Consider the following 24,553-nt stretch of genomic DNA (forward strand, 5'->3'; position numbering starts at 1 on the left):
TCCGATCACTGGCTGGTGAAGGTCCGGGTTTTATAGGCGCCCAGATCGTCCACGTACATCAGCTGGAAGGTCTGGCCACGCTTAACGTCATTTTTGGTGGCTATCGTCAGCTGTCCAAAAGGAGAAACCATCGGTGACTCGTTGAGTAATTTTGTTTTACCCCGAGAAATATTGGCGACGGTAATATGGAACGGGCTGTTATTACTGATGCGGAACTGATTGCCGTCGGCAGCCAGGGTCAGTTTCCCTACCGCATCATCGAGCGAACCGGCCAGCGAAGCCGGGCGATAAAAAAGTTTGATGCGCGACTTAATGGCCAGCTGCACGGTATTCTGGTTCTGCAGATTTTCCGGTTTTGGCGGAATATCGAGTACGTTAAGAAAGAAAACAGACTCCCGGTCCGCAGGCAAATTCCCCGGCAGTTTTTTAATGCGCAGCTGCTGGCCATTATGGCCGCTGACCTTAATCACCGGGGGCGAAAGCAGGAAAGGCACCTTTGCTGTTTCCGGCGTAGAGTTTATATCGCCATCATCAATCCATGATTGCACCAGCGCGGGTGAATCACCGGTATTCATTAACTGGACGATCACCTCTTTATTATTTTCAGGATAAAGGACTCGAGTGCCATTGATGACAATATTGGCCCATGAGTGACCCGAGCTCAGCAGGAGTACCGCCAGCATAATTGCCTTACGCATGATTGAAACCTTAAATACAGGCCCTGCGAATGCAGAGCCTGAATAATTAATATTACAGATAGGAAATGGTGTAGGTAACGTTGGAACTTAATTCACCCACGGTTGCTGCGGTAGCGTTAGTTTTATAGTAGTAAACGTCCAGCGTCAGCGTTTCTGAATCTGGTGCCGTTGCGGTACCCATGATATCGGTGGTGTACGCCTGGTTCAGCGCAATAGGTGCAGATGCGCCAGGTTCAACCAGCGCAAAACCTACGTTACGCGCAACGCTCGCGTCGCTTTCGTTAACGCTGTTGTTCAGGAGGTATTTTCCGTCGGTGGAAATATTATCCGCGCTGGAGAAATAAACCTTAAGCGGTGTACCCGTGGTTCCCGCCGCTGGCGAACAGCCGGAGAAGGTCAGTGCAATCGATTTTTTATTTTTGGTAATCAGGCCGACCGTTGTACCGGCATCTTTCACCGAGATCGGGGAGAGCGCAACGGTAAAGTCAGCGCTTTTACCACCGTTGATGGTACAGGTGGTATCGGTAATTGCGCCGGTAAAGTTAATTACGCCACCGGCAGAATTGTCTGCAGCCATAGTACTGGTAGAGGCGACAGCAGCGGCCAGCACAGTAACGGTCATGATCGTCTTGAACATGATAAACTCCATAAAGATTTGTTTTATATAAAATGAATGTTATTCGGCCGCGCATCGCACTCTTGCCGGACAAAGCGCATTAAGATCCGCTTAAAACGCTTTGACGATATTATGTTGCATCAAAAATATACATAACAAAACATTATTCTGAAAAATTGCTAATATTAAGATTATAATCTGGATTGGAGTGTTTTTATAAGATCTTAACCTAAATGCCTTCGTTCGAAGATTTGAATTAATGATTTAATAATCGTTAATTAATGAAGTTTTCTAAATCCCCCCCTCAAATAATATTACTTGACTTGACCACACACTCTTTAGACTTATTATTGCCAGGGAAATACACAATTTTATAACAGTGGTGCAATAATAATATGAAGTATCTCATTGATCTTGCTATGCTTTATGAGGTGGATACCGGTATGATCATGATTAATGGAGAAGAAGAGTCCTCCATTAAGTTATCCAATCAGGCGGCACGTTTACTGTATGAACTTATCATCAATAATGGAAAGACACTCGACAGAGACGAGCTGATAAAGAAAGTATGGGAAGAGCGCGGCTTCTCAGGTTCTTCCGTTAGCCTTAATGTTGCCATAAGTGAAATCAGAAAGGCATTTCGTACCCTGGGGCGCGATCCTTTGCTGATTAAAACGATTCGCGGAAAAGGTTTCAGCCTTGCGGCGCATATTGAACACCACACGGTAAGGCCACCTGTCGTTCAATCTGTTACTGAATACCCGGCACCAGAAGAATCTGAACCGCTCATTCAGAAACGAGAACCCGACCCTCCTAACAGAATAAGGCTTTGGCCTTCCGCCTTTATTTCGTTCTGTGCTGTGTCTTTAACTGTCATGCTCGGCGTCGCTCTCTTTATGATTCATCACAAAGAGTCCTTTGCAGAGACGCTGAAAGAGTCTGATATTCATCTGCTCGGCAAAGTTGACCGGTGTACGGTATACCTTATCGATAAGAACATGTATCAGCCACGACAGTACTATTTTAACCGCGTAAAAGAGGTCATCGCCAGGCAGCAGATCGACTGCGAACATCAAGTTGCTGATGTTTACTATTCAAACTTCACAAAATCGCAGATGGAAAATTATTTTCTGGCTATCTGTTACCAGCAGGACAGCGTTGATGATTATAAGAATTGCCTTTCTTACAGAAGCCTGACCGGGAGTTAAAATATGTCGAGGACTAAGCTGAGTGTGTTATCGGGTGTAGTGCTGGTGGTGTCGGCGATCGCCCTGCTGCTGTTTTATTTTATGAGAACGCAGGACGAGGGATTTGGCTGCCAGTCAGATACGGTTTCCTGGAAAACCTATTCAACGGGGGATTTAACCGATATGTCCTTAACGACGCTGTTTCTGTTTAACAGCAAAGACGTCGTGACGGTTATCCATAAAGGCGTGCTCAGAAAAGAAGGGCAAAACTTTCTGATTGACAGAAATTACACCCTGACGGTTGAAAAAGTCGACGGGAGTAATATTTACTATATTAAAGACAAAAAAATGAATAAATCTGAAGACGATGTTGCGCCTGACGGTATTGTAAATGAAATGTTGCTGGATAATATTAATTTCTTCTATATTACCAGCATCAAGGAGCATGCGTGGCTAATTAAAGGTCTGGTGCTGCCCATAATGATGTGCGTATCTGTTCCGACGTCCTGATATTTTTCGTCAATATAAGAATCGATGATTATCTATTTTCTGAAATTCAGGAAATTAATCCATTGTGTAACAATAAGATACAAGGCGTTCATTTTTATATTCGCCTTTTAACCAAGGCGAGTGAATTATTCTGTATTGCCTCACTATTTTTAGGCTGACTATACTCCGCCTCGAAAAGGGGCACCCCTTTTTAAACATGTGGATTCTTTTTTGAAGGACTAATTAAATGAACAAACTGAACGCTATCGTTCTGGGCTCACTGCTGTCTGTTTCTGCCCTGAGCGCTGTTAATGCTGCTGAAACAACTGCATCTGCAACCTGGCAGGCGTCTGCAACTAAGGACAGCGAATCTGACCTGGTTATCACCCCGACGCGTGCGCTGAACTTTGTATACAGCGCAAATACAAAAGCATTCAACACCGACACCGGCCTGTTTGATGTGGCTATTCGTGGCGATCACTCTACAGCAACGACCTTTAAGCTCGAAGCGATCCTTGACGATTCCAACAACACCCTGTTCAGCGTCGGCGGTGAATCAACCAAGCTGAAAGTGGGCGCGCGCTGGGGCGGCAACGACCTGGGCTCCGTGGGCGGTACTGTAGGTGCGAAATCTACCGCGTGGACCACGCTGGTTGACTCTGCGTCTAACACCGGCGTCTCTTCTGGCCTGTGGAACCTGACCACCAGCGCTGGCGCTGTGGCAGATACCGAAATTACTGGCCAGGACAAGTTCGTGTTCTACGTTGATTCCGCTCAGGACAACGCAGGTGCCGCGAAAGAGTTCAAAGACCTGACCAACAGCCTGTGGGAAGGTACCGTGTCCGTTGCGTTCCGCGCAACCTGGGGCTAAGGCCTGACAGATCCAGGGGCGCAAGCCCCTGTTTAGGGAAATATCATGTTAAGCCTAAAACCCGCCTTCTTATTCTTATTGTTCGTCTCTTCCTCCGCGCTGGCCATCAATGTGGGAAAAGTCACCACCATCATTCCTGCAAATGCAGACACCACCGCCAAGGAAATTAAAAACGAAGCCGATTCCGTGCGCATCGTGTCCATTAGCGCCCAGCGTATCAGCAGCCCGATGGACGAAGGGATCGTGATTAATCCGGAGAAAGTGGATGAGCTGCTGCTGACGCCCACGCGCATGGTGATGCCCGCCGGCACCAGCAATATCGTCAAATTTTACTATCACGGCAATGCCGATAACAAAGAGCGTTACTACCGCATCACCTTCGTCGACGAAGGGGTGAGCGAAGACCTGGACAATGGTTCTCAAAAGAACGGTAAAGGGATGACGCGCGCAGTGGTGAGCACCATTCTGGTGGTCCAGCCGCGGGAGAAAAAAATCGATTTCGTCTACGTGGCGGGAAAGATGACCAATAAAGGCAACACCTCGTTTCGCGTCAACGCGACAGGGACGTGCCTGAAACCGAACCCGGAATCACCTTCTACGCCCTGCACCAAAAACTTCTATCTGATGCCCGGTACCTCGCGCGCTATCGACGATATCAACGTGACGGACAACCATTTTCATCTCGGAATTTGGGACCAGAAACAGTTCATTCCTGTTAAGTAAGGATGCATGGTGAAAAATAAATTAGTGTTGCCGGTGATGATGGCTTGCGCATCCGGCATGCTGCCCGCGTTTGCGTATGCAGCCTCAAGCTCCGTAGTTATCGCTAATTACCGTTTTCCCGACTCGCTTTATGGACTGCTGGAGCAGGGGATCAAAATTCCCGTCTATCTGGTGAATACGCGTCCACATTCGGCACAGCAAGGGAATCGCGAGGGCACGGCGAGCGAATATGTTCGTATCGGTGACGTGACGCTCTTTGCGAAGGACCTCAAGCTGGGGCTGAGGGATGTTCAGGTGCAGGAGTCCGATAACGGCGTTCGCCTGTCGAAAGAGATGCGCGCGCTGCTGCAGAGCATTAACGATAAGCAGTTTAACGACCAGATGCGCATCCCGGTGAGCGCCGGTTCGGCATTCGAGCTGGATCAGAAGAAGATGCGCCTGCTGCTGAATTTATCCCAAAGCGACTATGGGGTGAATATCCGCCCGCGCGAGGTGGATATCGATGCGCCTGAAAGCGATGACCTGAGCGGCACATTCTCCTATAACCTCGGCGCGTACCATACCGAAAGCGGCTACGGCGACAGCTGGTCATCCGGCTACCTCAACGCGAAGAGCTGGGTGTCGATGGGGGTCGATCACCTGCTGATCGACGGCTCCGGCTATGTGAACGAAAACAGCAGCGATACCCAGATGAACGCCGCAATGTGGGAGCGCGACTATCAGGGGATGCGCTACGCCGCAGGCATGCTTAACGGCTGGGCGATGCAGTCTTTAGCCAGCGTCAGCGGCATTGCCGGTGGTGAAGTGTACGGCGTGTCGATGGGCAACCAGGCGAACTCGCGCAAGCGCGACAACACGCTTTCACTGACCCCCGTGGTGGTCTACTTCCCGACGGCGGGCGAGGCGCGTATTCGCCGCGACGGCCAGCTTATTGGCATTCAGCGCTTTGACGTCGGCAACCACGAAATTGACACCAGCAATCTGCCTTACGGGATCTACAGCGTTGAGGTTGAAGTGGTCAGCGGCAGCCGCACCGTGTCGCGCAGCATGTACACCGTCAATAAACCGTTCTCCAACAACGTGTCGGAAACGCTGCGCTGGCAGACGTGGGGCGGGATTTACAGCCGCGATAAGTCCGTCGTGAATTATAAAAAATACGCGAAGCGCAAAAACGAGCAGGACAACACGTACTACTACGATTACGACACCAAACATAAAGACACCATGTCGCTGGTGGGGGCCTCGTTCAGCAAGCGCAGCGGGATGGTCGACTGGAACGCATCGACCTACATGATGCGGGAGCACATCGTCAGCGAGCTGTGGGCCTCCCTGAATCTGACGGACTTTTTCTCGGTCAATTCCCAGACCATGGCCGCCTCTGACGGGACGTACCGCGCCAACTATGGTGCGAATCTTAGCCTGCCGTGGCAGATAGGTTCGGTCTGGTACTCGCACGAGCAGCTCTCCAGCGGCAAGTTTCTGGACATCTATGAGAGCAAGGGCAACACCTGGGGGGCGTCATTTAGCCTGCCGTCTTTCGGCCTGCCCTCTGCGGGCAACCTGAGCCTGATGCGCCAGGAAGACGAAATGTACCGCTACAAGCGCTACCAGATGGACTACTCCCAGGGGCTCTACGCCGGTCGCTACGGTACCGCGCGCCTGCGCGTCGGAATGTCGCGCAATAAATACGATGGCTATTACGAAGAGAAAGATCGCTACGTGATGCTCGACTTCTCCATTCCGCTGGGCAACACCGTTTCGGTAGGGGTTTCTCACAACCGCGATACCGGCACGGCGCTGAACGTCAGCGCCAGCCGCCAGTTTGACGGCGACTACCTGAAGTCGGCCACGGCCAACGTCTCGAAAGCCTTTAACAGCACCTACGACCGCAGCGTCAGCGGCGGGGGCAGCGTGAACTTCGATACGCCGTGGAACAGCAACATCCTCAGCGTGCAGAGCGGCATGAGCAAAGGCTGGAACTCCACGCTGACCAGCGACGGCAGTGTGGGCTGGTCCAAAGAGGCCATCGCCGCCGGCAAAGGTACCGACAGCGCGGGGGTGATTGTTAGCACCGGCCTTAAATCTGACGAGGCGCTCACGCTGAAGCTCAACGGCCGCGCGGAGCGCATTAAAGGGGATAAAACCTGGCTGTCCCTGCCGGCATACCAGGCCTATGACCTGGAGGTGATGAACAGCGAAACCGGCACGGAAAGCTATGAGATTGGTGCGAACGCGCGTCGCCATATCACCGTCTACCCGGGCAATACCGTGGTGATGAAGCCGCAGGTGAAGAAAATCGTCACCCTGTTTGGCCGTCTGGTTGATGCAAACGGCGCCCCGATCGGCGCCACGCAGATCAAAAACCACGTTGGGCTGACCCGAACGGAAAACGACGGTCGCTTCGTGATTGATGTGGATAAAAACAATCCGATTCTGAGCATTGCCACCCCGGATGACAGCGTCTGCGAGGTACGTCTGGATATCGAGTCCAACCGCGGTGCGCTGTGGCTGGGGGACATCTCCTGCAATAAGGGCGATTACGTCTGGCAGGAAGCAAAAGGAACACTGGAACGTGATGATGAAAAAGATATTCGCTCTTAACCTGCTGTTGATGAGTGCGGCTGCCCAGGCGCAGCAGCTGCCCTATTTCGCCATTAATAATCCCGACAATAACGGTACGGGGAATTCCGCGGCGCTATTTAGCCTGAACAGCACCTCCACCTCGTTTTTACACGGCTCGCGCGAGTGGCCGACGCTGAGTGCAAAAACCAACAACGGGGTGGCTACCTATATCCCGGACAACAGCTACAGCGGCCCGGCGGGAAGCGCGCTGACGATAAACTTTGCCGTAACGGGATCCAGCGCTTCGCCGTTCTTTAAAGGTACGGCGTGTTCAGCATCCTGCGGCAACACGGGATATACCCCGACGACCAGCTATACCGACACGTCGATGGTGGTGAAGCCTCCGGTGATGGAGCCCGGCACGTCATACGGCCGCTGGGTGCTGAGCGACCCGTTCTTCAACTATTTGCTCAACGCCGCGCCGGGTGATGAGGTGACTATCACCTCCACGCCGCAAACCAGCTCCATTAACAAGGTGACCACGACGAATACGCTCCACAAGGTGGGGACGCTGACGATGACCAACTCCCGGGCGCTTAACCTGGGGATTGATCCGATCAGCGGCGAGGTGACGATTGTCGACGGATCGACGGGGGCCACCTGCACCAAATACACCCGCAATACGGTGTCTGGGGTACTATGTGACCTGCTCGAATACACGTTTATCGGTGAGGACATTTCCGGCTACAGCGGGGGGCTGGCGCTCACCTCTTCCCGGATTAACAGCGTTCTGCAATCGCACATGAGCGGTGGCACCGGCCTCGCCGCCGAGCTGACCTTCGATGAAAGCACCTGGTACAGCATCTCCGGCGGTATCCTGAGCGATACGCGCGTCCTGGCGAACACGTTCCTCGCGGCACCGCAGAAAAATGGCGGTAAAGCCTACCTTAAAATATTCCTGCCTAAAGCGTTAATCCTGAGCGTGGCGCAGTCGGGAGACGGCAGCAGCATTGGCAATATTGTCAGCCTGTGCCTGACGCCGGGCAACAGCTCGCTGGCGGCGGACTTCTGCTTCCAGCCGGGCGGCGGGCTGGTGATTAACCCCATCCAGCCGGGTCTGGCGATCGTGCCTGACAGTCCGGATTACACCCTGGACCCTAACGGTCTGGGCGGTTCCGGGAAAGGCGCCATTGGCGGAGCGCCAATTGAGATCCCCTATACCATTACCTACAGCGGAGCAGAAAAAGATGCGGCGATAGCGGTCACGGTGAAGGTGACCGGACCCACGCAAAGCCTGAACGGCGTCGACTACTGCGCCTTTAGCGGCAACGGCTTTACGGTGCCCATTCCGGGCAACGTGCTGGTGGGGAAAAGCCAGACGCTGATGGCGCACAACTGTAAAGGCGAAGTGCTCCAGGTACCGGCTCCGGCGACCCATGCGGAAGAGTGGAACAAAATCAGCTCTGGCGTGACGGATATGTGGCTGTGGCAAACGCCGCTGGTCTTGCAATTTGTTATGGATAACCCGGTGTCGAAAACAACCTATGACGGGAATAGCTGGTTTGGTGAAGTAACCGCTCAGGGGAAAATAGACGTCAGCGCATCCTGGAATTAAACGAATATGACTGGAAAAATCCTGGCTATTTTTGCAATAAATTGCTTCATTTCATTCGGAGCAAATGCTTTAATTATCGAAAGTCTGAATATTGATTTTTTGCCAGAAAAAGAAGTGGTTTTTCAGCCTATAAAGAACGATACCGGTGAAAGTCAGAATTATACAGTTTCGCTTATTCAGGTAGACGTTCCTAAAGAAAAGGGCAAAGAGACTGAAATAAAAGATGGCGAGATTATGTTTTCGCCTAAACAATTAACGCTGGGGAGCGGTGAACGCGCCGGGTTTAAATTTTACTATTCCGGCCCTCACGACAGCAAAGAGCGTTACTATCGCGTCAAATTCACCGAGACGCCGCTCCAGGCAAAGGTTGTCATGCGTAAAGGCCAGCGCATCCAGTCGGATGTGGTGGTCTCGCTTGAGGCGATTTTGATTGTCCGTCCCTGGACACGACATTTTGATTATGCGTTTAGCAACGGAGTGGTAAGTAACACCGGGAATACCTATTTCAAATATGTATCCTCGGCCGGGTGCGGTACGCAATACAACGATTCAAAATATATTCCACCCGGACAACGGCTGGAAATTGATAATGCCGGACAGGCCGCAAGGCGAATGATTGTTTATGGAAATAAAATCATTCCGCTTAGCACCTGCTCTTAGCAACCGCTTTCCTTCATAAAAGGAAATTAGCCTTTAGCATCATGCTAAAGATCCATAACTACAGGAGATAAAAATGAAAGCGATTTCATTCGTAGAAGCGAAAGATATTATCGGCGGCGCATTAAACCCGTTCGCGGGTCTGGTTAAAGGTGCACAGCTGGGTTACGACACCGGCGCCAGCATCATGGGCATGGTTGGCGGTGTGGTCGGTGGAATTCTGGGTGGCGCAATGGGCTTCCTGGGCGCGCTGGTTGGCAGCTACAACTAATTCACGTTAACAGGAAAAAAATCATGCAAGTTATCGATTTCAAAAAAGCTCAGGCCATTATCGGTGGTTGGGATCCGTTTGCTGCCGCTATCCAGGGTGCAAGCGCAGGCTATAACGCGGGCAGCCAGATGTTAGGCGCGCTGGGCGGCACCATTGGCGGCGTATTTGGCCTGGTGGGCGGCTTCATCGGCGGTTTCTTCAGCGCATAAGCGTGAAGAACATTGTACGCATGGCCCGCATTGCCGGGCCATTTTTTTATTTCAGCCACGGATAATTATGTTTTCGCTCTTTCAGTATAAAAAACAGGGTAAGACTCCTGTTATTCGCCAGCATGAATTTACCGAATGTGGACTGGCCTGCCTGGCGATGGTGTTGGGGTACTACGAGCACCATGTCTCAGTAAGCCAGCTGCGCCGGGAGATCGCCGTTTCTGCCGATGCGGGAACCTCAATGGCGGAATTGATGACCCTTGCCAGCGATAAAAATATGACCGGCCGGGTGCTCAAAGGCGAAATCACTGAAATAGAGACGTCTGAGTTGCCGGTCATCGCCTTCTGGCGCGGTAACCATTTTGTTGTCATCGTGAAAATCGACAGCCGCAGCGTGACCGTTCACGACCCCGCCAGCGGCGTGCGTCGTTACCGTCTGAAAGAGGCCGAAAAGCTCTTCTCCGGTTATATCCTGGAGCTGAAGCCCACGCCGCGTTTCGAAAAAAAGTCCCCGGAGGAAAAGCTGACCCTCGGACGGTTAGCCAATAAATCCCCCAGTCTTTTCCAGCGACAGCTCCTGCTGTTTGTGCTCTGTATCTTTACCCTCATCACCATGCTGGCGAGCCCCACCTACGTGCAGCTGATTATGGATGAGGCCATATCCCGCAGCGACAGCGATCTGGTGATCTTGCTCACCGCGATCTTCGCCATCGTCTTTATTTTTGAAGTCATCGGTAAATTTCTTAAGCAGCTGCTGGAGATCCTGATGCGCAACATCGCCTATGACGATCTGAGCCAGTCCGTTCGTCACTACATGCTGCGCACCCAGACCGGCTGGTTCCGCTCGCGCCCGCCGGGCATCGTGCTGGCGATCGAAAAATCCCTTCATGCCTGCGCGGAGTTCATCAGCAATGGCTACGTGCAAATTCTCTTTTCCAGCCTGATCGCCGTGACCAGCCTGCTGTTTATGCTGCTGTATAACGTAAAGATTGCCGTGCTGACGATGCTGCTGATGGGCGTTTTTTTCCTGATTCGCTTTTCGCTGATTGGCCCCTATCAGCGCGCCGTCGACGACTCCATCGAGCGAACCGCACAGTATGAGTCCCTGCTTGTGGAGACGCAGAAGGGGATCATCACGCTCAAAGCGAACAACATGGAGCAGGCCAGGGATGCGGTGATGGACAAATCCCAGCGTGAGCACATCGCCGGTCTGATGCGTAAAGAGCGGCTGCTGGCCCGCTTTGACGTGGCTTCGCTGCTGGTGATCAACGCCGAACAGCTTCTGGTGGTTTGCTTTGGCGCGTGGCTGATTCTGGAGGGGCAGATGAGTATCGGGATGCTTTACGCCTATATCAGCTACAAGCGCTATTTTTCAGATGCGATGGTGCAGGTCGCGCAAAAGCTGCTGGACAAAAATGCCCTGAAAGGGCCGCTCGATCGCGTGGGGGATCTGCTGTTTGCCCCGTCTGAAGCCAGCCAGTTTGGCAAACGCATTGTCACCTCGCCGGTGTGTCTGCAATTTGAGGACGTTTCATTTGCCTATCCCGGCCGTGACGCCACGCTGCAGCACATCGATATGACCCTTAAGCAGGGAGAAGAGGCGGTGATTGTCGGTCAGAGCGGGTCGGGAAAAACCACGCTGCTGCGTCTGATCTCAGGCATGCTGCTGTCGACGTCAGGCTCGCTGCGGATCAATCAGATCCCCATCGAAGAATGCGATCTTTCCTCGCTGCGCCAGCATATCCGCATCGTACATGCAGACGATATTCTCTTTACCGGCTCGATTCTGGACAACATCGCCTGCTTTGACAGCGCACCGGATAAAGATCGGGCCATTGCCGCGTGCCGGCTGGCTGAAGTGGACCACGTCGTCACCCGTCTGCCGCACGGCTACGAGACGCAGATGCTGCCGGGGAATACCTTTTTCTCAGCCGGGGAGATGCAGCGTCTGGTCCTGGCGCGGGCCCTGTACAGCCAGCCCAGCCTGCTGCTCTGCGACGAAGTGACGGCGAATCTTGATAAGACGACCGCGCAAAAGGTCCTGGAGAACCTGCGAAGCCTGGGGATTGGCCTGGTCTTTGTCACCCACTCGCCGGACGTGGTGGGCTGCCACGGGCGCCGTTATACCATGGAAAACGGAACGCTGCGGGAGAGTGAGCAATGATGTTTCTGCCGCGTCTCTATGCCCGACTCTGCGCGCGCCAGGCCGGAAGCACGTTACTGGCAGGCCGGATTGCGCAAAACTACAGCCAGTTTATGCGCTGCCCGGAGGCCGATGTCCCGGCCGATTTTCTGCATCAGAACGCCCATGAGCTAAGCGGTTTTAACTTTGTGGAGCAGATCTTCCCGCCCGCGCTATGGGCGCGCAACGTCCGCTTCGATCTGCACGCGCACGTGGCGCAGTGGACGCACGAGCACTCTTTTTATCGTTCGCCACGCACGCTGCTGCTGGGGATGCGCTGGGCGGGTTTTGGTCTGATTATGGATGCACTGCTCGCCACCGCGCCAGCCGATGTACGCTTTCAGTTTATTACCCGTCACCCTGCGCTGCACAAGCTGATGGCCGCGCACGAAGGGCGGCGCGCCGGCTCGTTTTTCGCCCCTCACCGTCTGGTAACGGTGCTGCTAATGGACGAACGCCTGCCGGATGCGCCGCTGTTCGCGGCTCAGGCAGGCGATCAAAAAGCGTGGCTGACGGATGTCTCAACGCGTTTTCTGTCGCGCTATAGCTATAGCGTCCGAACGCTTCTGCCGGTCTGTTCGCTGCACGCGGCGGAGTTTGGGCTGGAGAGCCAGGCGTATGCGCCAGAGGGTTACCGTCAGGCCGCCACCGACACGCTGAACGCGCTGCGCAAAACCCCCACGCTCTGGAGTGCATGGGACGATCTTTCAGTGATTTATCATGGATGACATATCGTGAAATTAAAAAACCGAAGCCGACAGCGGCGGGCGCTGATCCCGCAACACTTTTCAAAAAGCTATCAGATTAACGCGCCGCGGCTGAAAACCGTGCTGGCGTTGTTCATCTCCTTTTTTCTCTGCCTGCTGGTCTTTGCGATCGTCTTTAATTTTTCGGAAACCACGCTGGCGCGCGGGGTGCTGATCCCGGCGCAGGGGGATGTTGAAGTGCGCGCCCGTGAGTCCGGCACCCTGGTTGATTTTGCCGTACGCCCGGGCCAGTACGTGAAGGAAAACGATCCGCTGTTCACCGTGTCGCAGGACTATGGCGGCAAGCAGGGCTCGGTGGTGCAGTTTGACCGCCAGCAGATGGAAGCGGAAAAAAAGCGCAGCGAGCAGCGCATTCAGGCCATTGATGACTCTATTGCGTCGTACCGCAAAAACCTGGCGCAGCAGCTGACTCTCACTGACCGGCAGATCGCCGTTTCCCGCGATAAGGTGAAAAAGCTGCGCGCGCTGCTCAAAAACAGCACCGACACCTACGAGGCGTGGAAATCGGTATCCGGAAAGGGCTATGTGTCCAAAGTGGACCTCGACAAAAGCCACAACGACGTGCTCAATGCACAGCTCAACATGACGCTGGAGGAGAGCACGATCCTTGAGCTTGAGGCGCGTAAAACCAGCCTGACAGACAGCACCCAGTCGCAAATTGACTCCCTGAGCGAGGAGCAGCTGTATGTGAAAAACCGCATCAGCGAAATCGATCGTAACCTCTCCAGCCGGGGCAGTTCTACCATGGCGATGCTGGCCCCGTCCGATGGCTACGTGGTGGCGATTAACTTCCCGCCCGGCCGGGCCATCACGCAAAACAGCGAGGTGGTGGTGGTGATCCGCAAAAATGCCGCGGCGACGATGGAAGGGTATCTGTATGTTCCGGCAACGGGGGTGGGGCGCGTGGCGAAAGGCGATAAGGTCAAGCTTCGCTTCGACTCCTGGCCCGTGGATAAATACGGTTCGGTCGAGGCAACGCTGTCTGATTTCTATGAGGTCAATATCGATGCCCATTCCGCGCTGATCCCGCTGCAGGAAGGGCAGAACTATTACCTGGCTAAAGTGCGCGTTCCCTCCTGGTTTACCGACCCGGACAAGAAAAAACGCATGCTGATGGGCGGAATGACGGTTAACGCCGATATCGTTATCGATCGTAAGCCACTTATCAATCTGCTGATAGCTCCGCTGGAAAGGGTGCGGAAGCGGTTTATTGATTAACCCGTAAATCGCAGGGCGGGTAAGCGCAGCGCCACCCGGCGTTTACCCCAGCTTATCCATCCGGGTCTCCCCCTCCACCATCGACAGCTGATACAGCGAAAACGAACGGTGCTTTTCAATCAAATTCGCCAGCTCCGGCGAGTGGCTGGTGAGCCAGATCTGCGAGTAGCGGCTGGCCTCGGCAATCAGGCTCGCCAGCGCGGGCAGCATCTGCGGGTGCAGGCTGTTTTCCGGTTCGTTGAGAACGATGAAAGCGGGAGGGCGCGGGCTTAACAGCGCCACGGCAAGGCACAGGAAACGCAGCGTGCCGTCGGAGAACTCAGCCGGTTCCAGCGGCCTGCTCAGACCCTCGCGCTGCATCATCATGCGAAAACGTCCGCCGGTGTTGTCGCTGTAAAACACGCAGCCGGGGAAGGCCTGATCAAGGATGCGCATCAGCAGCAGTTCGTCGCCGATTTCAACAATAGTCTGAAACGCGGCGGCCAGGTTCGCCCCGTCGCTGGCCAGCACCGGCGAGCGAAAGCCCACCTGCGGCGCGCGGATAGCGGAACCGGAAGAGACGGAAAACTCGTGATAAAAACGCCAGTTACGCAGAGACTCGCGCATCTGCGACACTTCCGGGTAAAGATGCGGCTCGCCGAGCTGCCCGAACACCGATTCGTTCTCATACAGCGTGCCGCTGTGGGTCACTTTTTCGTGGTGCACGTTATTCAGAAACACGGCCTGATTCTTACGCTTCATCAGCTGCGAGGACGGGCGGCGGTGCTGGCCGCTCAGCCAGATGGACTCCTCTTTAATCACCGGGTCGAGCTGAAACTGCGAGGGATACGGCAGCTTCTCCACAAAGCCCACCTGCAGCTCGTATTCGTAGGTCTCCGTTTCTACCGCGAGGTTCATGCGCCGCAGCTGGTCGCTGCGGGTTTTGCCCGCCCAGAACACCTTCAGGATGCCGCCCTCATTGGCCAGCGCCTGGGAGAACTGCCCCTGCGCCGCGCTGTGCATCAGGTAAATCGCCTTGTAGATATTCGATTTCCCGGTGCCGTTGGGGCCGAAAACAATATTGAGCTGCTCCAGCTCCAGCGACATATCGCGGATGGAGCGGTAGTTCTGGATGTGCAGGGTTTTGATCATCGCCGTGTCCATTTGTGCAATTATGCCTGTGTATAATTACAGTATTTTGGAGCGGGTGCAAAAAAAAGACGACAGTGAGGTGTCGTCCAAACGGGGTACTGCTTTGGGCCTCTGTGGGTCAACGGGCCTTCGCATTTTTTATATTCAGGACACTGCCAGACGCAGACCCAAATCATCAGGATAGGGATCAAAGTAGTTTTGCGTCATCAGATACCGGTCAGGGTATTCGGCCATGTAATGCTTGAGCAGCGTCAGCGGCGCGAGGATGGGCAGCAGCCCGTCGCGATAGTGCAGGATCACATCGCGCAGCTCGACGCGCTGGCGGCTGTTCAGCTGGTTGCGGAAATAGCCCTGAATATGCATCAGCACGTTGGTGTGATTTTTCCGCGACGCGGGCTTTTTCAGGATCGTCATCAGCTTGTCACGGTACGCTACGAAAAACGCGTCCAGATCCTCCCACTCGTGCAGCGACGCAACGAACGGCCCGATCTCCCGGTATCCCGCCTGATGGTGCGCGAGCAGCTGAAGCTTGTAGCGGCTGTGGAAATCCAGCAGCGCGCGGCGCGTCAGGCCGCTGGCGCGCAGCGTGTTCAGCTCGTGAAGGGCAAAAACCCGCTCGATAAAGTTTTCCCGCAGCACCGGATCGTGCAGCCGTCCATCTTCCTCAACGGGCAGCCACGGATAGGTTTCAAGCAGGGCGGCGGTGAACAGCCCGACGCCCTCCTTGCGGCCCCGGTTGCCGTTTTCATCATACAGCCGCACGCGCTCCATGCCGCAGCTTGGCGATTTCGCGCAGACGATGAATCCCGCCAGATCGCCGATTTTGGGCAGATATTCCGCCGTAAAGTCGGCCATCTTTTGCGTCAGGTCGTCGTGCGGCGGCTTGCTGAAGCGCAGCTGCGTCTCGCCGATGTCCGTCATCGTCAGGCGAATGGCCGGACGCGGCGTCGGCAGGCCGATCGCCATTTCAGGACAGACGGGCCGGAAGTTCACCCACTGGGCCAGTTCATCCATGACGAAGCCCATACGCTTATGTCCGCCGTCAAAGCGAACGGCGGAACCGGTCAAACATCCGCTAATGCCCAGCACAGGTTTCGTTGTCATGGTGTATACCTCCAGTTCATATAACTAAAACTTACACAACATGACTAATTTGTCCAAGTATTGGCGGAATTATTTTTTATTTCCTTTTAAAATCAATGGTACTTAACTGCCCTTATAGGTCGAATAACCGTACTGGCTGAGCAGCAGTGGAATGTGCAGCTTTTCGTTGGTGCGGGTCACGGTAAACAGCACCGGGATCTCCGGGAAGAAAGAGTCCAGCTTCTTCGTGTGGAAGTAATCGGCGGTTTTGAAGGTCACCTTGTAGACGCCAGGCTGCATATCCTGATCCTCTGGATAGAGAGACTTGATGCGTCCGTCCTGGTCGGTTTTGCCGCTGGCAAGCTGAGTCCATTTATCCTGCTGCTGCTTTTCCAGCGTGACGGTGACGCCCGGAGGCGGCGTGCCGGTTTGCTGGTCAAGCACGTGAACGCTCAGCGTACCGACGGGGGCGCTAAAGGCCGCGGGGGCAAAGGCCATGGCGGCCAGGATCAGAAGAGGGGTTGTCTTTTTCATTGTGTTTTCCTGTGGGGGTTATCAGTCACAGGAAAACGTTAGCATCTGCGGCGCGGGAAAATATTCAACTTTTCGTGAAGATTCCCGCAGGAGAAAATTATCAGAGGATAATCACGTCAAGCGATACCTGCTGCTGCCACTGCTCCACCTGCTTTTTCCGCGCGGCGGTGAGTTTTCCGCGGGTGACCAGCAGCCACTTACGGTCCGGGAAGATTTCCGGGGCCAGCGCGGCGGGTGGGGAAGGCAGAATATCGATGCGGTGGCCCTGACCGGTGCGCGTTAAGGCTTCGAGCCAGATTTCGCACGGGTCGTTCAGGTGCCAGCCGGTCAGCAGGATGTTGTCGCCCGGCGCTTTTTTATCCCCTTCGAGACAAAACGAGGTGTAGGCAATGAGGATACCGTCAAGAATGTCGCGCAGGGTCATGGCGGCGGGAACGTTGGCCGACATTTGGCCGCGCAGCGGGCGCAGCACGTTGGCGACCAGCTCGGGTCTCGGGTATTCGCGACCGGCGTCGTAAATCATCTGGCGCAGAGACTCGATTTTACCGTCCTGCAGGCGTTGCAGCATCGCCTGCTGCAGCGTTTGCCAGTTGTTGGTGCGGCGCGGTGCCGGGCGCTCCAGCAGCGGTTTTACCTGGCCGATGGGGACGCCTTTTTTTACCCAGTCGAGGATTTTTAACGCCTGCTGGACGTCGTCTTCGCTGTACTGGCGGTGGCCGCCCTCCGAGCGCTCAGGCTTGAGTAAACCGTAGCGACGCTGCCACGCGCGCAGCGTGGTGGCGGTGATGCCGCTGAGTCTGGCGAATTCGCCGATGGAGTAAGCCATGCTCGTGTCCAGATTGGAGGATTAATCTCAATATACTACGAATTTTTCACTACGTGATGAAGCACCTCATCGGTGCACTACACTTAACGTCCAACCGCACAAATGAAAGGAATTCTCATGAAGCTATGGCCTGTTGTGACCGGCGTCGCCATCGCCCTGACGTTGGTGGCCTGTAAATCCCCTACGCCGCCGAAGGGCGTACAGCCTATTTCTAACTTTGACGCCAGCCGCTATCTCGGCAAATGGTACGAAGTTGCCCGCCTGGAAAACCGCTTTGAACGCGGGCTGGAGCAGGTGACCGCGACCTACGGCGAGCGCAGCGACGGCGGCATCAGCGTGCTTAACCGCGGCTACGACCCGGTGAAGAGCAAATGGAATGAGAGCGAAGGTAAAGCGTACTTTACCGGCGAGCCGACGACGGCCGCGCTGAAGGTATCGTTCTTCGGCCCGTTCTACGGCGGCTACAACGTGATCAAGCTGGACGACAAGTACCAGTACGCGCTGGTCAGCGGCCCGAACCGCGACTACCTGTGGATCCTGTCGCGCACGCCAACCATTCCGGATGCGGTGAAGCAGGATTACCTGAATACGGCGCGCGGTCTTGGCTTCCGTACCGATCAACTGGTGTGGGTGAAGCACTAACCGCTACTGATATGAGAACGTGATGCTCGCCAGCGCATTAGCCGAGCCGGGAACCAACTCTCCGGTTCGGATGTACTGCGCCTGGAACGGCAGCGACAGCGTTTGTGCGGCACTGGTGGACTGGATATAAAACTGGCCGGCCGTGCCTGCGGCCGAGCTGTCCGGCCCCATCGTCAGCGGCCCGGTGCCGTTATAGAAAAACTGCACGCCAATACCGGAGGCGGTGGAGTCCCCGGTCAGCGTCACGATCGACGAGGCGTTTGACGGCGTGGTTTGATCGGACATTACCGCGTTAACCGCCACGTTCTCGTCACAGCTCAGGCTGACGGTAAATTCGCCCGACGGTGAGGTGCTTCCTGTGACAGGCAGCGTATGGATATCAATGGCACCCAGATCGACGCTGGCGCTTTTGGTGCCTACCGTGCAGCCGCTCGCCGTCACCGTGAGGGTGGTGGGGTTGATGATCACCTTCGCGGTTTTTATTTCGTTGTTGTAGGCGGTAAGGATCGCCGCGTTAATGGTTGGAGTCTGGTAAACGCCGGACTTCAGCGGTACGCCGGTCTTTATAAACGTCACTTTTGCCGACCAGCCCAGCGCAGTAGCGTAACCGTTAGTTCCATCGGCCGGATAGCTCTGGGTAATACCCGTCTGCATCGGGACATAGGTGGTGCCGTTATAATCCTTAAGCCCCAGAATGAAGCCGATACCGGGCACGCCCGTTTCAAATACCATGTAGCTTGCGCCATTGACAACGACCGTGATGCCGGTGGCAATCATGCTGCTGCTCGGCTCCAGCGTACCCTTAGAGCAGGTAAATACCAGGCCGCACCAGAACACTTCCGATACGCTTGCGCTTGCGCTCCATTCAGACCCGATCGTCTTTCCTGGCACGATGGAATCTGCCGGGCCGGACCACGTCATGGGCGTTGGCGAAAGGGTGATATCCGATGTCCAGGAGAGGGCAAAGGCCTGGGACGTCATGAATAGCAGGGCTAAAAACAGTAAACGCATTATTGATACTCCGTAGTCCAGGTCGCCACTGCCGAAACGTCTCCGGCATTCACCGGCGCGCCCGTGGCGGCCAGTTGCGCGTAGAAGGTCATTTTTACGCTCTCATCCCCCGCCGCGCCGTAGGCGGCGGTTTGGGTGTCCAGTGGGATCGGCACGCTGTCTTTGTCCAGGATCTGCACCGCGACGCCGGTTGCGCCACCCGAGGCAATTTTGACGAGCTGGGGATTGTCGTCGTCCGGCGTGCCGCTGAAGCGAATTTTTACGCCAGCGAAGGTGGGGCCGCACGCTTCAAGCGTGAGCGTGAAGGGCGTTTTGATATTGCTGACCGCGCCCGTCTCGCTGAACTGCTTGATGCCGATGGTACCCAGCGGCACGGTTTGTTCCTCGGAATCCGCTGCCACGATGCACGTATTGCCAATCACGCTGCCGGTTACGGAGACCAGCACGTCGTAGCCGCGTACCGGCACGGTAAACGCCATCAGCAGGGCAATACAGGTGATGCGAATGGCTACTGACATACCACCTCCTGTGAGTAAAGGCCGGTGCGGGGGTTGTAGTCCTGCTTGTTTAGCCGGTAGTTGATGTTGCAGCTTTGGCTGCTGCTGCGTCCCCACACGGCGCGCAGCGTGCCCTGCGGCGATAATCCGGTCAGATACAGGCTGCCGCCGTCCCCGACGATGCCGCTGGCCTTATCGTCATTCAGCGAAACCAGGGTACCGAAAGGCAGCACGTCGCTGCGGTGGCGGACGATGAACATCGCTTTTGCCCCCTGACGCGTGGCGAGCGTGGCGCGGACCATCGCGCCGTCGGTAGGGGTTTTATTGGCGATGGCGTTATCCAGCTCCACGTCATTGCCCACGGTGGTGACGTCCAGCGCCACCTGGTTAACGCGGTACGGCGTGGCGTACGGGATAACCGCATAGCCCCGGCTGTCGGTTTTGATCCCTTTATGGTTGAGCACGGCGACGTCGCTGGCGCCCGGTGCTTTTACCAGAATGTTGGTATTGCCCAGCGGCTGGCTCAGGGTCAGGCCATCTTCGTGAAGCACCGCGCCGCCGCTCATGCCGTAGCTGAGGTTCTGCGAATCTCTCCCGTAGCTGTAGCCCAGGTGGTAATCGCCCCGCTGGCCTTCGTACTGCAGCGCGGCATCGCCGCCGTACTGCTGCTGTGCGCTATAGCGCTGGTTGACGCTATAAAACAGGTTTTCCTGGCCCGGCATATAGCCGCTGACGCCCGCGCTGGTGGTGTTGCCGGTTGAGTCCGCCTGGGTGGTGGTGAAGCGGGCGCGGGTCGCCAGTTTCGGATTACCAAGCGGAACCGAAACGGACATTGCCAGAATATTGTCTTTCTGGTTGTCGTACAGGCTGGTGCTGCGCTGGAGGCTTACGCCGAGCGACACGTTGTGAAACGTGGCGTTCCACGCAAACTGCAGGCTCTGCGTGGTTTTCGGCGTGTTCCAGTAGGTTTGCTGATCCCAGGAAAGCGACAGCGAACCATAATCCCCCATCGGCTGTGACAGCAGCACCTGGTTCTTCGCCTTGCGCGACATGCGCAGGTTATAGACGGTGTCGTAACGCGTGGAGAGTGTGCCGTCCTCCGCCACGATCTGCTTCGCCTTCCCGCCTGCCATACCCTTGTAGGTGGTATCGCTCAGGGTATAAAACCCCTCCGTCGAGTAGCGCAGCGAGAAGAAGTTAACGCGCGTGCCGATATCATTCAGCAGCTTGCTGTAGCGCAGGCGAACCGAATCCCCGGTGTAGGTATTGTCGTCCGCCAGCCGGCTGCGCGCGTGCGTGAGGTCGACGGAGTACGCGCCAAAACGGCCGAGGTTCTGCCCGATCCCAAAGGCCAGGCCGGTGTAACGATCGGAAACCTGCGTCCCACCGTAGAACGTCAGGCCGTAATTCCAGCCGTAGAACAGCTCGCCCTGCGCAAACGAAGGCGCATCCTGATCGCCCGTCGGGCGGTATTTCCCGCCGCCAAGGGCATATTTCATCTGGCCGTTGCGCACCAGGTTCGGCACGCTGGCAAAGGGAAGCGTGTACTGCGTTTGGCTGCCGTCGCTTTCCTGAATGGTAACCGCCAGATCGCCGCCGGAGGAGGTCGGATAGAGATCTTTCAGCACAAACGCGCCCGGCGGAACGGAGGTTTGATAGATGATATTGCCGTTCTGGCGCACCGTCACCGTCGCGTTGCTGCGGGCAATGCCGCGCACCTCAGGCGCATATCCGCTCAGGCTGGCGGGCAGCATGTTGTCATCCGTTTTCAGGGCAATACCGCGCAGGCCGACGGAATCGAAGACCTGCGACGAGGTATAGGTTTCGCCCGCGTAGAGCTGGGCGCGCAGGACGGGAATATCCCGCTGCAGCCAGGTTTGCACGTGGGCCAGGTCGTTGGTGTCCTTCGTCCACGTGGTGAAATCACGCAGCCGCCACGCGCCCAGGTTAACGCCGCTGTTGAGGCTCACGAACAGCTGCTGGTCGCGCGTGCGCGTCTCACCCTGATAGGTATTGTTCGCGCCATTCACCACGTAGTTCAGCCACGCGGCCGGAATGCCGGACTCCCAGCTTTCCGGGCTGACGTACCCGCGCGGCAGGTTACGCATCATGCTTTGCGGCACGGTAAAGCTAAGCGTCAGGGTTTTCTGGTCAAAGTCATAGCGCGTGCCTGGAAAAACCTGAGACAAAAAGAGGCAGCGCTGGGCGAGTGGCAGAGCGCCGCCCTTTGCCTGACGGGTATCGATGCCGAGGGCAACGATCTGCTCCGGCGTGAGGCACGGCTGGGCTTCGCCTGAGGTGCTGTCATCCGCGTGGAACGCGACATTCCCGGTAAAGGCGTAGTCGTTATTAACATACAGGCTGAGGCTGTATTCTCCTGGCGGCAGCGGGCTGCCCGCGTTAACCCAGGTAAGATCGGCGCTGTTCGCGCTTTCACCGTTGAGAAACGCAGGGTTGAACTGCAGCTCGCTATCGGCAGCCACGGCTTGCCGAACGATCATGGCTGAGACCATGACGCACAGGATTTTTATTTTCACGCGGTTACGCCCTTCTGTTTTTATTGTTGCGACAGCGACGAGCGGGTAACGGGCGTCCAGGCCCCATAGTCGTTAATGGTCTGATAGCTGACGCTGCTGGCGTGGCTGAAGGTTTCTGCCAGCGTCACGCTTGCCTTCGGCGGCACCATTACGGGCTTGACGGGTACACCGTCGACCTTCACGTTGATGGTGGTGAGGTAATAAGGCGTGGGATTCGTGAGGCTGACTTTGCCCGCACGGTATGCACCGCTCAGGCTTTTCCATGCCTCAGCCGCGCCTTCCCCGAGTACCTCCGGGCGATAAAAGACCTTGATGCGGTTGGCGGAAGCAAACTGCAGGGAATTGCCGGAGCCGTTTTTCATCTGCTGCGGGATCGCCTTCACCGTCATCCAGTAGAGGGTTTCGCGGTCCTGCGGCAGCGCCCTGCCGTTAAACATGATCTTCACCACGCTCTCGCTGGTCGGTTTTAGAACGTACAGCGGCGGCGTAATGACGAAGTCGTTGGTGCGTTCCCCTTTTTCACTCTCCATCCATGACTGGATCAGGAAGGTGGCATCCGGGTGGGTGTTTCTGACCTGCATCGTGGACTGCGTGGTCGAGCTGGAGTAAACCATTCGCGTTGCGCCCAATCCCACGCCGCCGGCATAAGCGACGGATGAACATAAAGAACCCGCCAGACAAACCCATGTTGATGCGCGCATAGTTTTTCTCCTGAAAGCTGAGTCAGGCCCGGCCAGAAGACCGGGCCCGAGCATTACGAATAGGTCACGGTGTAGGTCGCAACGGCGCTGGCATCACCCGCCGTGGCGTTGCCTTCCGGGGAGTAATATTTCGCGCTGAAGTTCAGGGTGTTGGAGCCGGTACGCAGCGGAATGGCTGCCGCAGATTCACCCAGCTTCACCACGTTGCCCTGTTCGTCATAAAGACGAATGGCGACGTGCTGGGCAGACGTGGCGCTGCCGTTTGAACCCACCGCCAGGCTGTTGGCGTCTGCGCTATCCGGCGTGCCGGTAAAGGTCACGGCTACCGTGGTAGCGGCAATCGGGTTCTCTTCGGTAGAAGCCGAGGTGTCAGCGATTTCGCACTCTTCCAGAACGATCGAGAAGGCTTTCGCGGTGCTGGCCTCGCTGCCCGCAGCGGCGAGCGTTGCGGTGCGCACTTCACCCATATCGACATCAATGTTGGCGCTGCCGGCGCTGATGGCGCAGGCGGAGGTCACCACTTTGCCGCTAAAGTTCACCGTGCCGCCGCTGGTGGTGGCGGCCAGGGCTGAGCCGGCCGGCAGCAGTGCAGCAACGCTTAATGCCAGCAGGGTTTTTGTGTTGAATTTTGCTTTCATTGTCTTGATTCCATTGTGTTGTTATTACGAGATTTGCTCTGAAAGCGGCAGGCCTAACTGGTTAAAAAGACCAGCAAATCTGTCTTATTTCTGAGCCCTAGTTTTCTTATCGCGGAGTTTTTTAATGCGCTCACCCGGCGATAAGAAAGCTTCTCGCGTTCTGCGATGTAACGAATATCCAGCCCGTTTCTGAGTTCCTTTAATACCCTCCATTCTCCCGGCGTCAGCGTGAGCGTCGTTGGCTTCTTTTGAGGGCGATAACGACTCTTGCCCATTTTTAGTAAGGTGGCTCGCCAGCGGTAAAGTGAGTCCTGCAGGGAGATATATGCGTCAATATCTCCCCTGACCCAGTGCAGTGAATTCGCCGGGGAGGCGTACATACAGATAATGACGTCCGGATAACTGGCTTTAATTCTTTTGATATATTTAAGGCAGTCATATCCCGTGTGGTACTTCTCTGCACCCGACATCAGTAAAATATCAACAGGCGTCGCCGATAGTTCAGTATTTAGCTGATGATAATTCCCTACGGAGATTTTTATCTGTAACTCTGAATCGATACTCCTTAATAACGTTGTGATGCCATGACGTGCATAATGGTCGCTGCCCATTAATGCAATGTTTACGTGTGATGTTGTGTCGGGTTTATTCGCCATGTTATTCCCTCGATTTATAATAGTAATCAGGCGGGCTATTACCGCGGGCGTCAGCCTGTTCTTTCGAAGCAATCACGCATTGCATGGTGTTGGCCTACTATACGCTGGCCAATAAGGAGGTAATCTGAAGTAATCTTAATTTGTATTAATCCTTTGTTAAAAACAGGTTACAACGTCATCCTCATATTGGTTTTGTTCTGCTTCGTTGTCTTAAATTAATCATACCTGCACT

General features: G+C 55.3%; 25 protein-coding genes. 13 read left to right on the forward strand and 12 right to left on the reverse strand.

What is annotated here, in order from left to right:
- Positions 1-5: 5 nt before the first annotated feature.
- Together D5067_RS00330 and D5067_RS00335 are read right to left on the reverse strand one after the other, a co-directional pair.
- The gene (locus D5067_RS00330; RefSeq protein WP_119936409.1) at positions 6-698 is read right to left on the reverse strand and encodes a fimbrial biogenesis chaperone; all 693 of its coding nucleotides are present in this window, start codon (positions 696-698) and stop codon (positions 6-8) included.
- A gap of 52 nt (positions 699-750) precedes the next feature.
- Positions 751-1,335 carry a fimbrial protein gene (locus D5067_RS00335; protein WP_119936408.1) on the reverse strand — a complete coding sequence of 195 codons (585 nt, stop codon included), beginning with the start codon at positions 1,333-1,335 and terminating at the stop codon, positions 751-753.
- Positions 1,336-1,709: 374 nt separating this feature from the next.
- On the opposite strand from D5067_RS00335, the gene D5067_RS00340 reads away from it, so the two are divergent.
- The 12 genes from D5067_RS00340 to D5067_RS00395 all read left to right on the forward strand — a co-directional run bounded on the left by D5067_RS00340 (position 1,710) and on the right by D5067_RS00395 (position 14,065).
- Complete coding sequence (locus D5067_RS00340; protein WP_119936407.1) at positions 1,710-2,522, forward strand: winged helix-turn-helix domain-containing protein; 813 nt, start codon at positions 1,710-1,712, stop codon at positions 2,520-2,522.
- Positions 2,523-2,525: 3 nt separating this feature from the next.
- A complete protein-coding gene (locus tag D5067_RS00345; RefSeq protein ID WP_235843287.1) occupies positions 2,526-3,011 on the forward strand; it encodes a FidL-like protein in 486 nt (161 codons plus the stop codon).
- Between the two features lie 226 nt (positions 3,012-3,237).
- Positions 3,238-3,861 carry a common pilus major fimbrillin subunit EcpA gene (locus D5067_RS00350; RefSeq protein ID WP_119936406.1) on the forward strand — a complete coding sequence of 208 codons (624 nt, stop codon included), beginning with the start codon at positions 3,238-3,240 and terminating at the stop codon, positions 3,859-3,861.
- A 45-nt stretch (positions 3,862-3,906) separates the two neighbouring features.
- Entirely contained in the window at positions 3,907-4,584 is a 678-nt protein-coding gene (locus D5067_RS00355; RefSeq protein ID WP_119936405.1) for an EcpB family pilus assembly chaperone, read from the forward strand.
- A gap of 6 nt (positions 4,585-4,590) precedes the next feature.
- Positions 4,591-7,185, forward strand: coding sequence for a CS1-pili formation C-terminal domain-containing protein (locus D5067_RS00360; protein ID WP_119936404.1), 2,595 nt, complete (start codon positions 4,591-4,593; stop codon positions 7,183-7,185).
- A complete protein-coding gene (locus D5067_RS00365; RefSeq protein ID WP_243544815.1) occupies positions 7,160-8,761 on the forward strand; it encodes a fimbrial adhesin EcpD family protein in 1,602 nt (533 codons plus the stop codon). Before D5067_RS00360 ends, D5067_RS00365 begins: the two co-directional genes overlap by 26 nt.
- 6 nt (positions 8,762-8,767) lie before the next feature.
- On the forward strand, positions 8,768-9,421 hold the full coding sequence (locus D5067_RS00370; protein WP_119936403.1) for an EcpB family pilus assembly chaperone: 654 nt from the start codon (positions 8,768-8,770) through the stop codon (positions 9,419-9,421).
- A 73-nt stretch (positions 9,422-9,494) separates the two neighbouring features.
- On the forward strand, positions 9,495-9,689 hold the full coding sequence (locus D5067_RS00375) for a hypothetical protein (protein WP_013094846.1): 195 nt from the start codon (positions 9,495-9,497) through the stop codon (positions 9,687-9,689).
- Between the two features lie 23 nt (positions 9,690-9,712).
- Complete coding sequence (locus tag D5067_RS00380) at positions 9,713-9,898, forward strand: hypothetical protein (protein ID WP_001196016.1); 186 nt, start codon at positions 9,713-9,715, stop codon at positions 9,896-9,898.
- Between the two features lie 67 nt (positions 9,899-9,965).
- On the forward strand, positions 9,966-12,062 hold the full coding sequence (locus D5067_RS00385) for a peptidase domain-containing ABC transporter (RefSeq protein ID WP_119936402.1): 2,097 nt from the start codon (positions 9,966-9,968) through the stop codon (positions 12,060-12,062).
- A complete protein-coding gene (locus D5067_RS00390; RefSeq protein WP_119936401.1) occupies positions 12,059-12,808 on the forward strand; it encodes a hypothetical protein in 750 nt (249 codons plus the stop codon). The genes D5067_RS00385 and D5067_RS00390 overlap by 4 nt, the downstream gene beginning before the upstream one ends.
- A 6-nt stretch (positions 12,809-12,814) precedes the next feature.
- On the forward strand, positions 12,815-14,065 hold the full coding sequence (locus D5067_RS00395) for an HlyD family secretion protein (RefSeq protein WP_119936400.1): 1,251 nt from the start codon (positions 12,815-12,817) through the stop codon (positions 14,063-14,065).
- A 42-nt stretch (positions 14,066-14,107) separates the two neighbouring features.
- Here the strand turns inward: D5067_RS00395 and D5067_RS00400 are convergent, their stop codons facing one another.
- The 4 genes from D5067_RS00400 to D5067_RS00415 form a co-directional block, all read right to left on the reverse strand.
- Positions 14,108-15,196, reverse strand: a complete 1,089-nt coding sequence (locus D5067_RS00400) for an AAA family ATPase (RefSeq protein ID WP_119936512.1) — start codon at positions 15,194-15,196, stop codon at positions 14,108-14,110.
- Positions 15,197-15,340: 144 nt separating this feature from the next.
- Positions 15,341-16,300 (reverse strand): YbgA family protein, encoded by a 960-nt coding sequence (locus D5067_RS00405; RefSeq protein WP_119936399.1) that lies wholly within the window; start codon positions 16,298-16,300, stop codon positions 15,341-15,343.
- A 102-nt stretch (positions 16,301-16,402) separates the two neighbouring features.
- Positions 16,403-16,813 carry a hydroxyisourate hydrolase gene (gene uraH, locus D5067_RS00410; RefSeq protein WP_119936398.1) on the reverse strand — a complete coding sequence of 137 codons (411 nt, stop codon included), beginning with the start codon at positions 16,811-16,813 and terminating at the stop codon, positions 16,403-16,405.
- 100 nt (positions 16,814-16,913) lie between these two features.
- Positions 16,914-17,639 (reverse strand): MerR family transcriptional regulator, encoded by a 726-nt coding sequence (locus tag D5067_RS00415; RefSeq protein ID WP_119936397.1) that lies wholly within the window; start codon positions 17,637-17,639, stop codon positions 16,914-16,916.
- 117 nt (positions 17,640-17,756) lie between these two features.
- Between D5067_RS00415 and D5067_RS00420 the strand changes: the two genes are divergently transcribed.
- Positions 17,757-18,281, forward strand: a complete 525-nt coding sequence (locus D5067_RS00420; RefSeq protein WP_119936396.1) for a lipocalin family protein — start codon at positions 17,757-17,759, stop codon at positions 18,279-18,281.
- A 3-nt stretch (positions 18,282-18,284) separates the two neighbouring features.
- On the opposite strand, the gene D5067_RS00425 is transcribed toward D5067_RS00420, so the two are convergent.
- From D5067_RS00425 to D5067_RS00450, 6 genes are read right to left on the reverse strand one after another with little or no spacing between them, the layout of a single operon-like run.
- Entirely contained in the window at positions 18,285-19,292 is a 1,008-nt protein-coding gene (locus D5067_RS00425) for a fimbrial protein (protein ID WP_119936395.1), read from the reverse strand.
- Positions 19,292-19,810 (reverse strand): fimbrial protein, encoded by a 519-nt coding sequence (locus tag D5067_RS00430; RefSeq protein WP_119936394.1) that lies wholly within the window; start codon positions 19,808-19,810, stop codon positions 19,292-19,294. The genes D5067_RS00425 and D5067_RS00430 overlap by 1 nt, the downstream gene beginning before the upstream one ends.
- Entirely contained in the window at positions 19,801-22,326 is a 2,526-nt protein-coding gene (locus tag D5067_RS00435) for a fimbria/pilus outer membrane usher protein (protein WP_119936393.1), read from the reverse strand. Before D5067_RS00435 ends, D5067_RS00430 begins: the two co-directional genes overlap by 10 nt.
- A 20-nt stretch (positions 22,327-22,346) precedes the next feature.
- A complete protein-coding gene (locus tag D5067_RS00440) occupies positions 22,347-23,027 on the reverse strand; it encodes a fimbrial biogenesis chaperone (RefSeq protein ID WP_119936392.1) in 681 nt (226 codons plus the stop codon).
- 53 nt (positions 23,028-23,080) lie between these two features.
- Complete coding sequence (locus tag D5067_RS00445; protein ID WP_119936391.1) at positions 23,081-23,665, reverse strand: fimbrial protein; 585 nt, start codon at positions 23,663-23,665, stop codon at positions 23,081-23,083.
- A gap of 53 nt (positions 23,666-23,718) precedes the next feature.
- The gene (locus D5067_RS00450) at positions 23,719-24,321 is read right to left on the reverse strand and encodes a helix-turn-helix transcriptional regulator (protein WP_119936390.1); all 603 of its coding nucleotides are present in this window, start codon (positions 24,319-24,321) and stop codon (positions 23,719-23,721) included.
- Positions 24,322-24,553: the final 232 nt, after the last annotated feature.

The sequence above is a fragment of the Enterobacter huaxiensis genome (genome assembly GCF_003594935.2).
GTDB lineage: Bacteria > Pseudomonadota > Gammaproteobacteria > Enterobacterales > Enterobacteriaceae > Enterobacter > Enterobacter huaxiensis.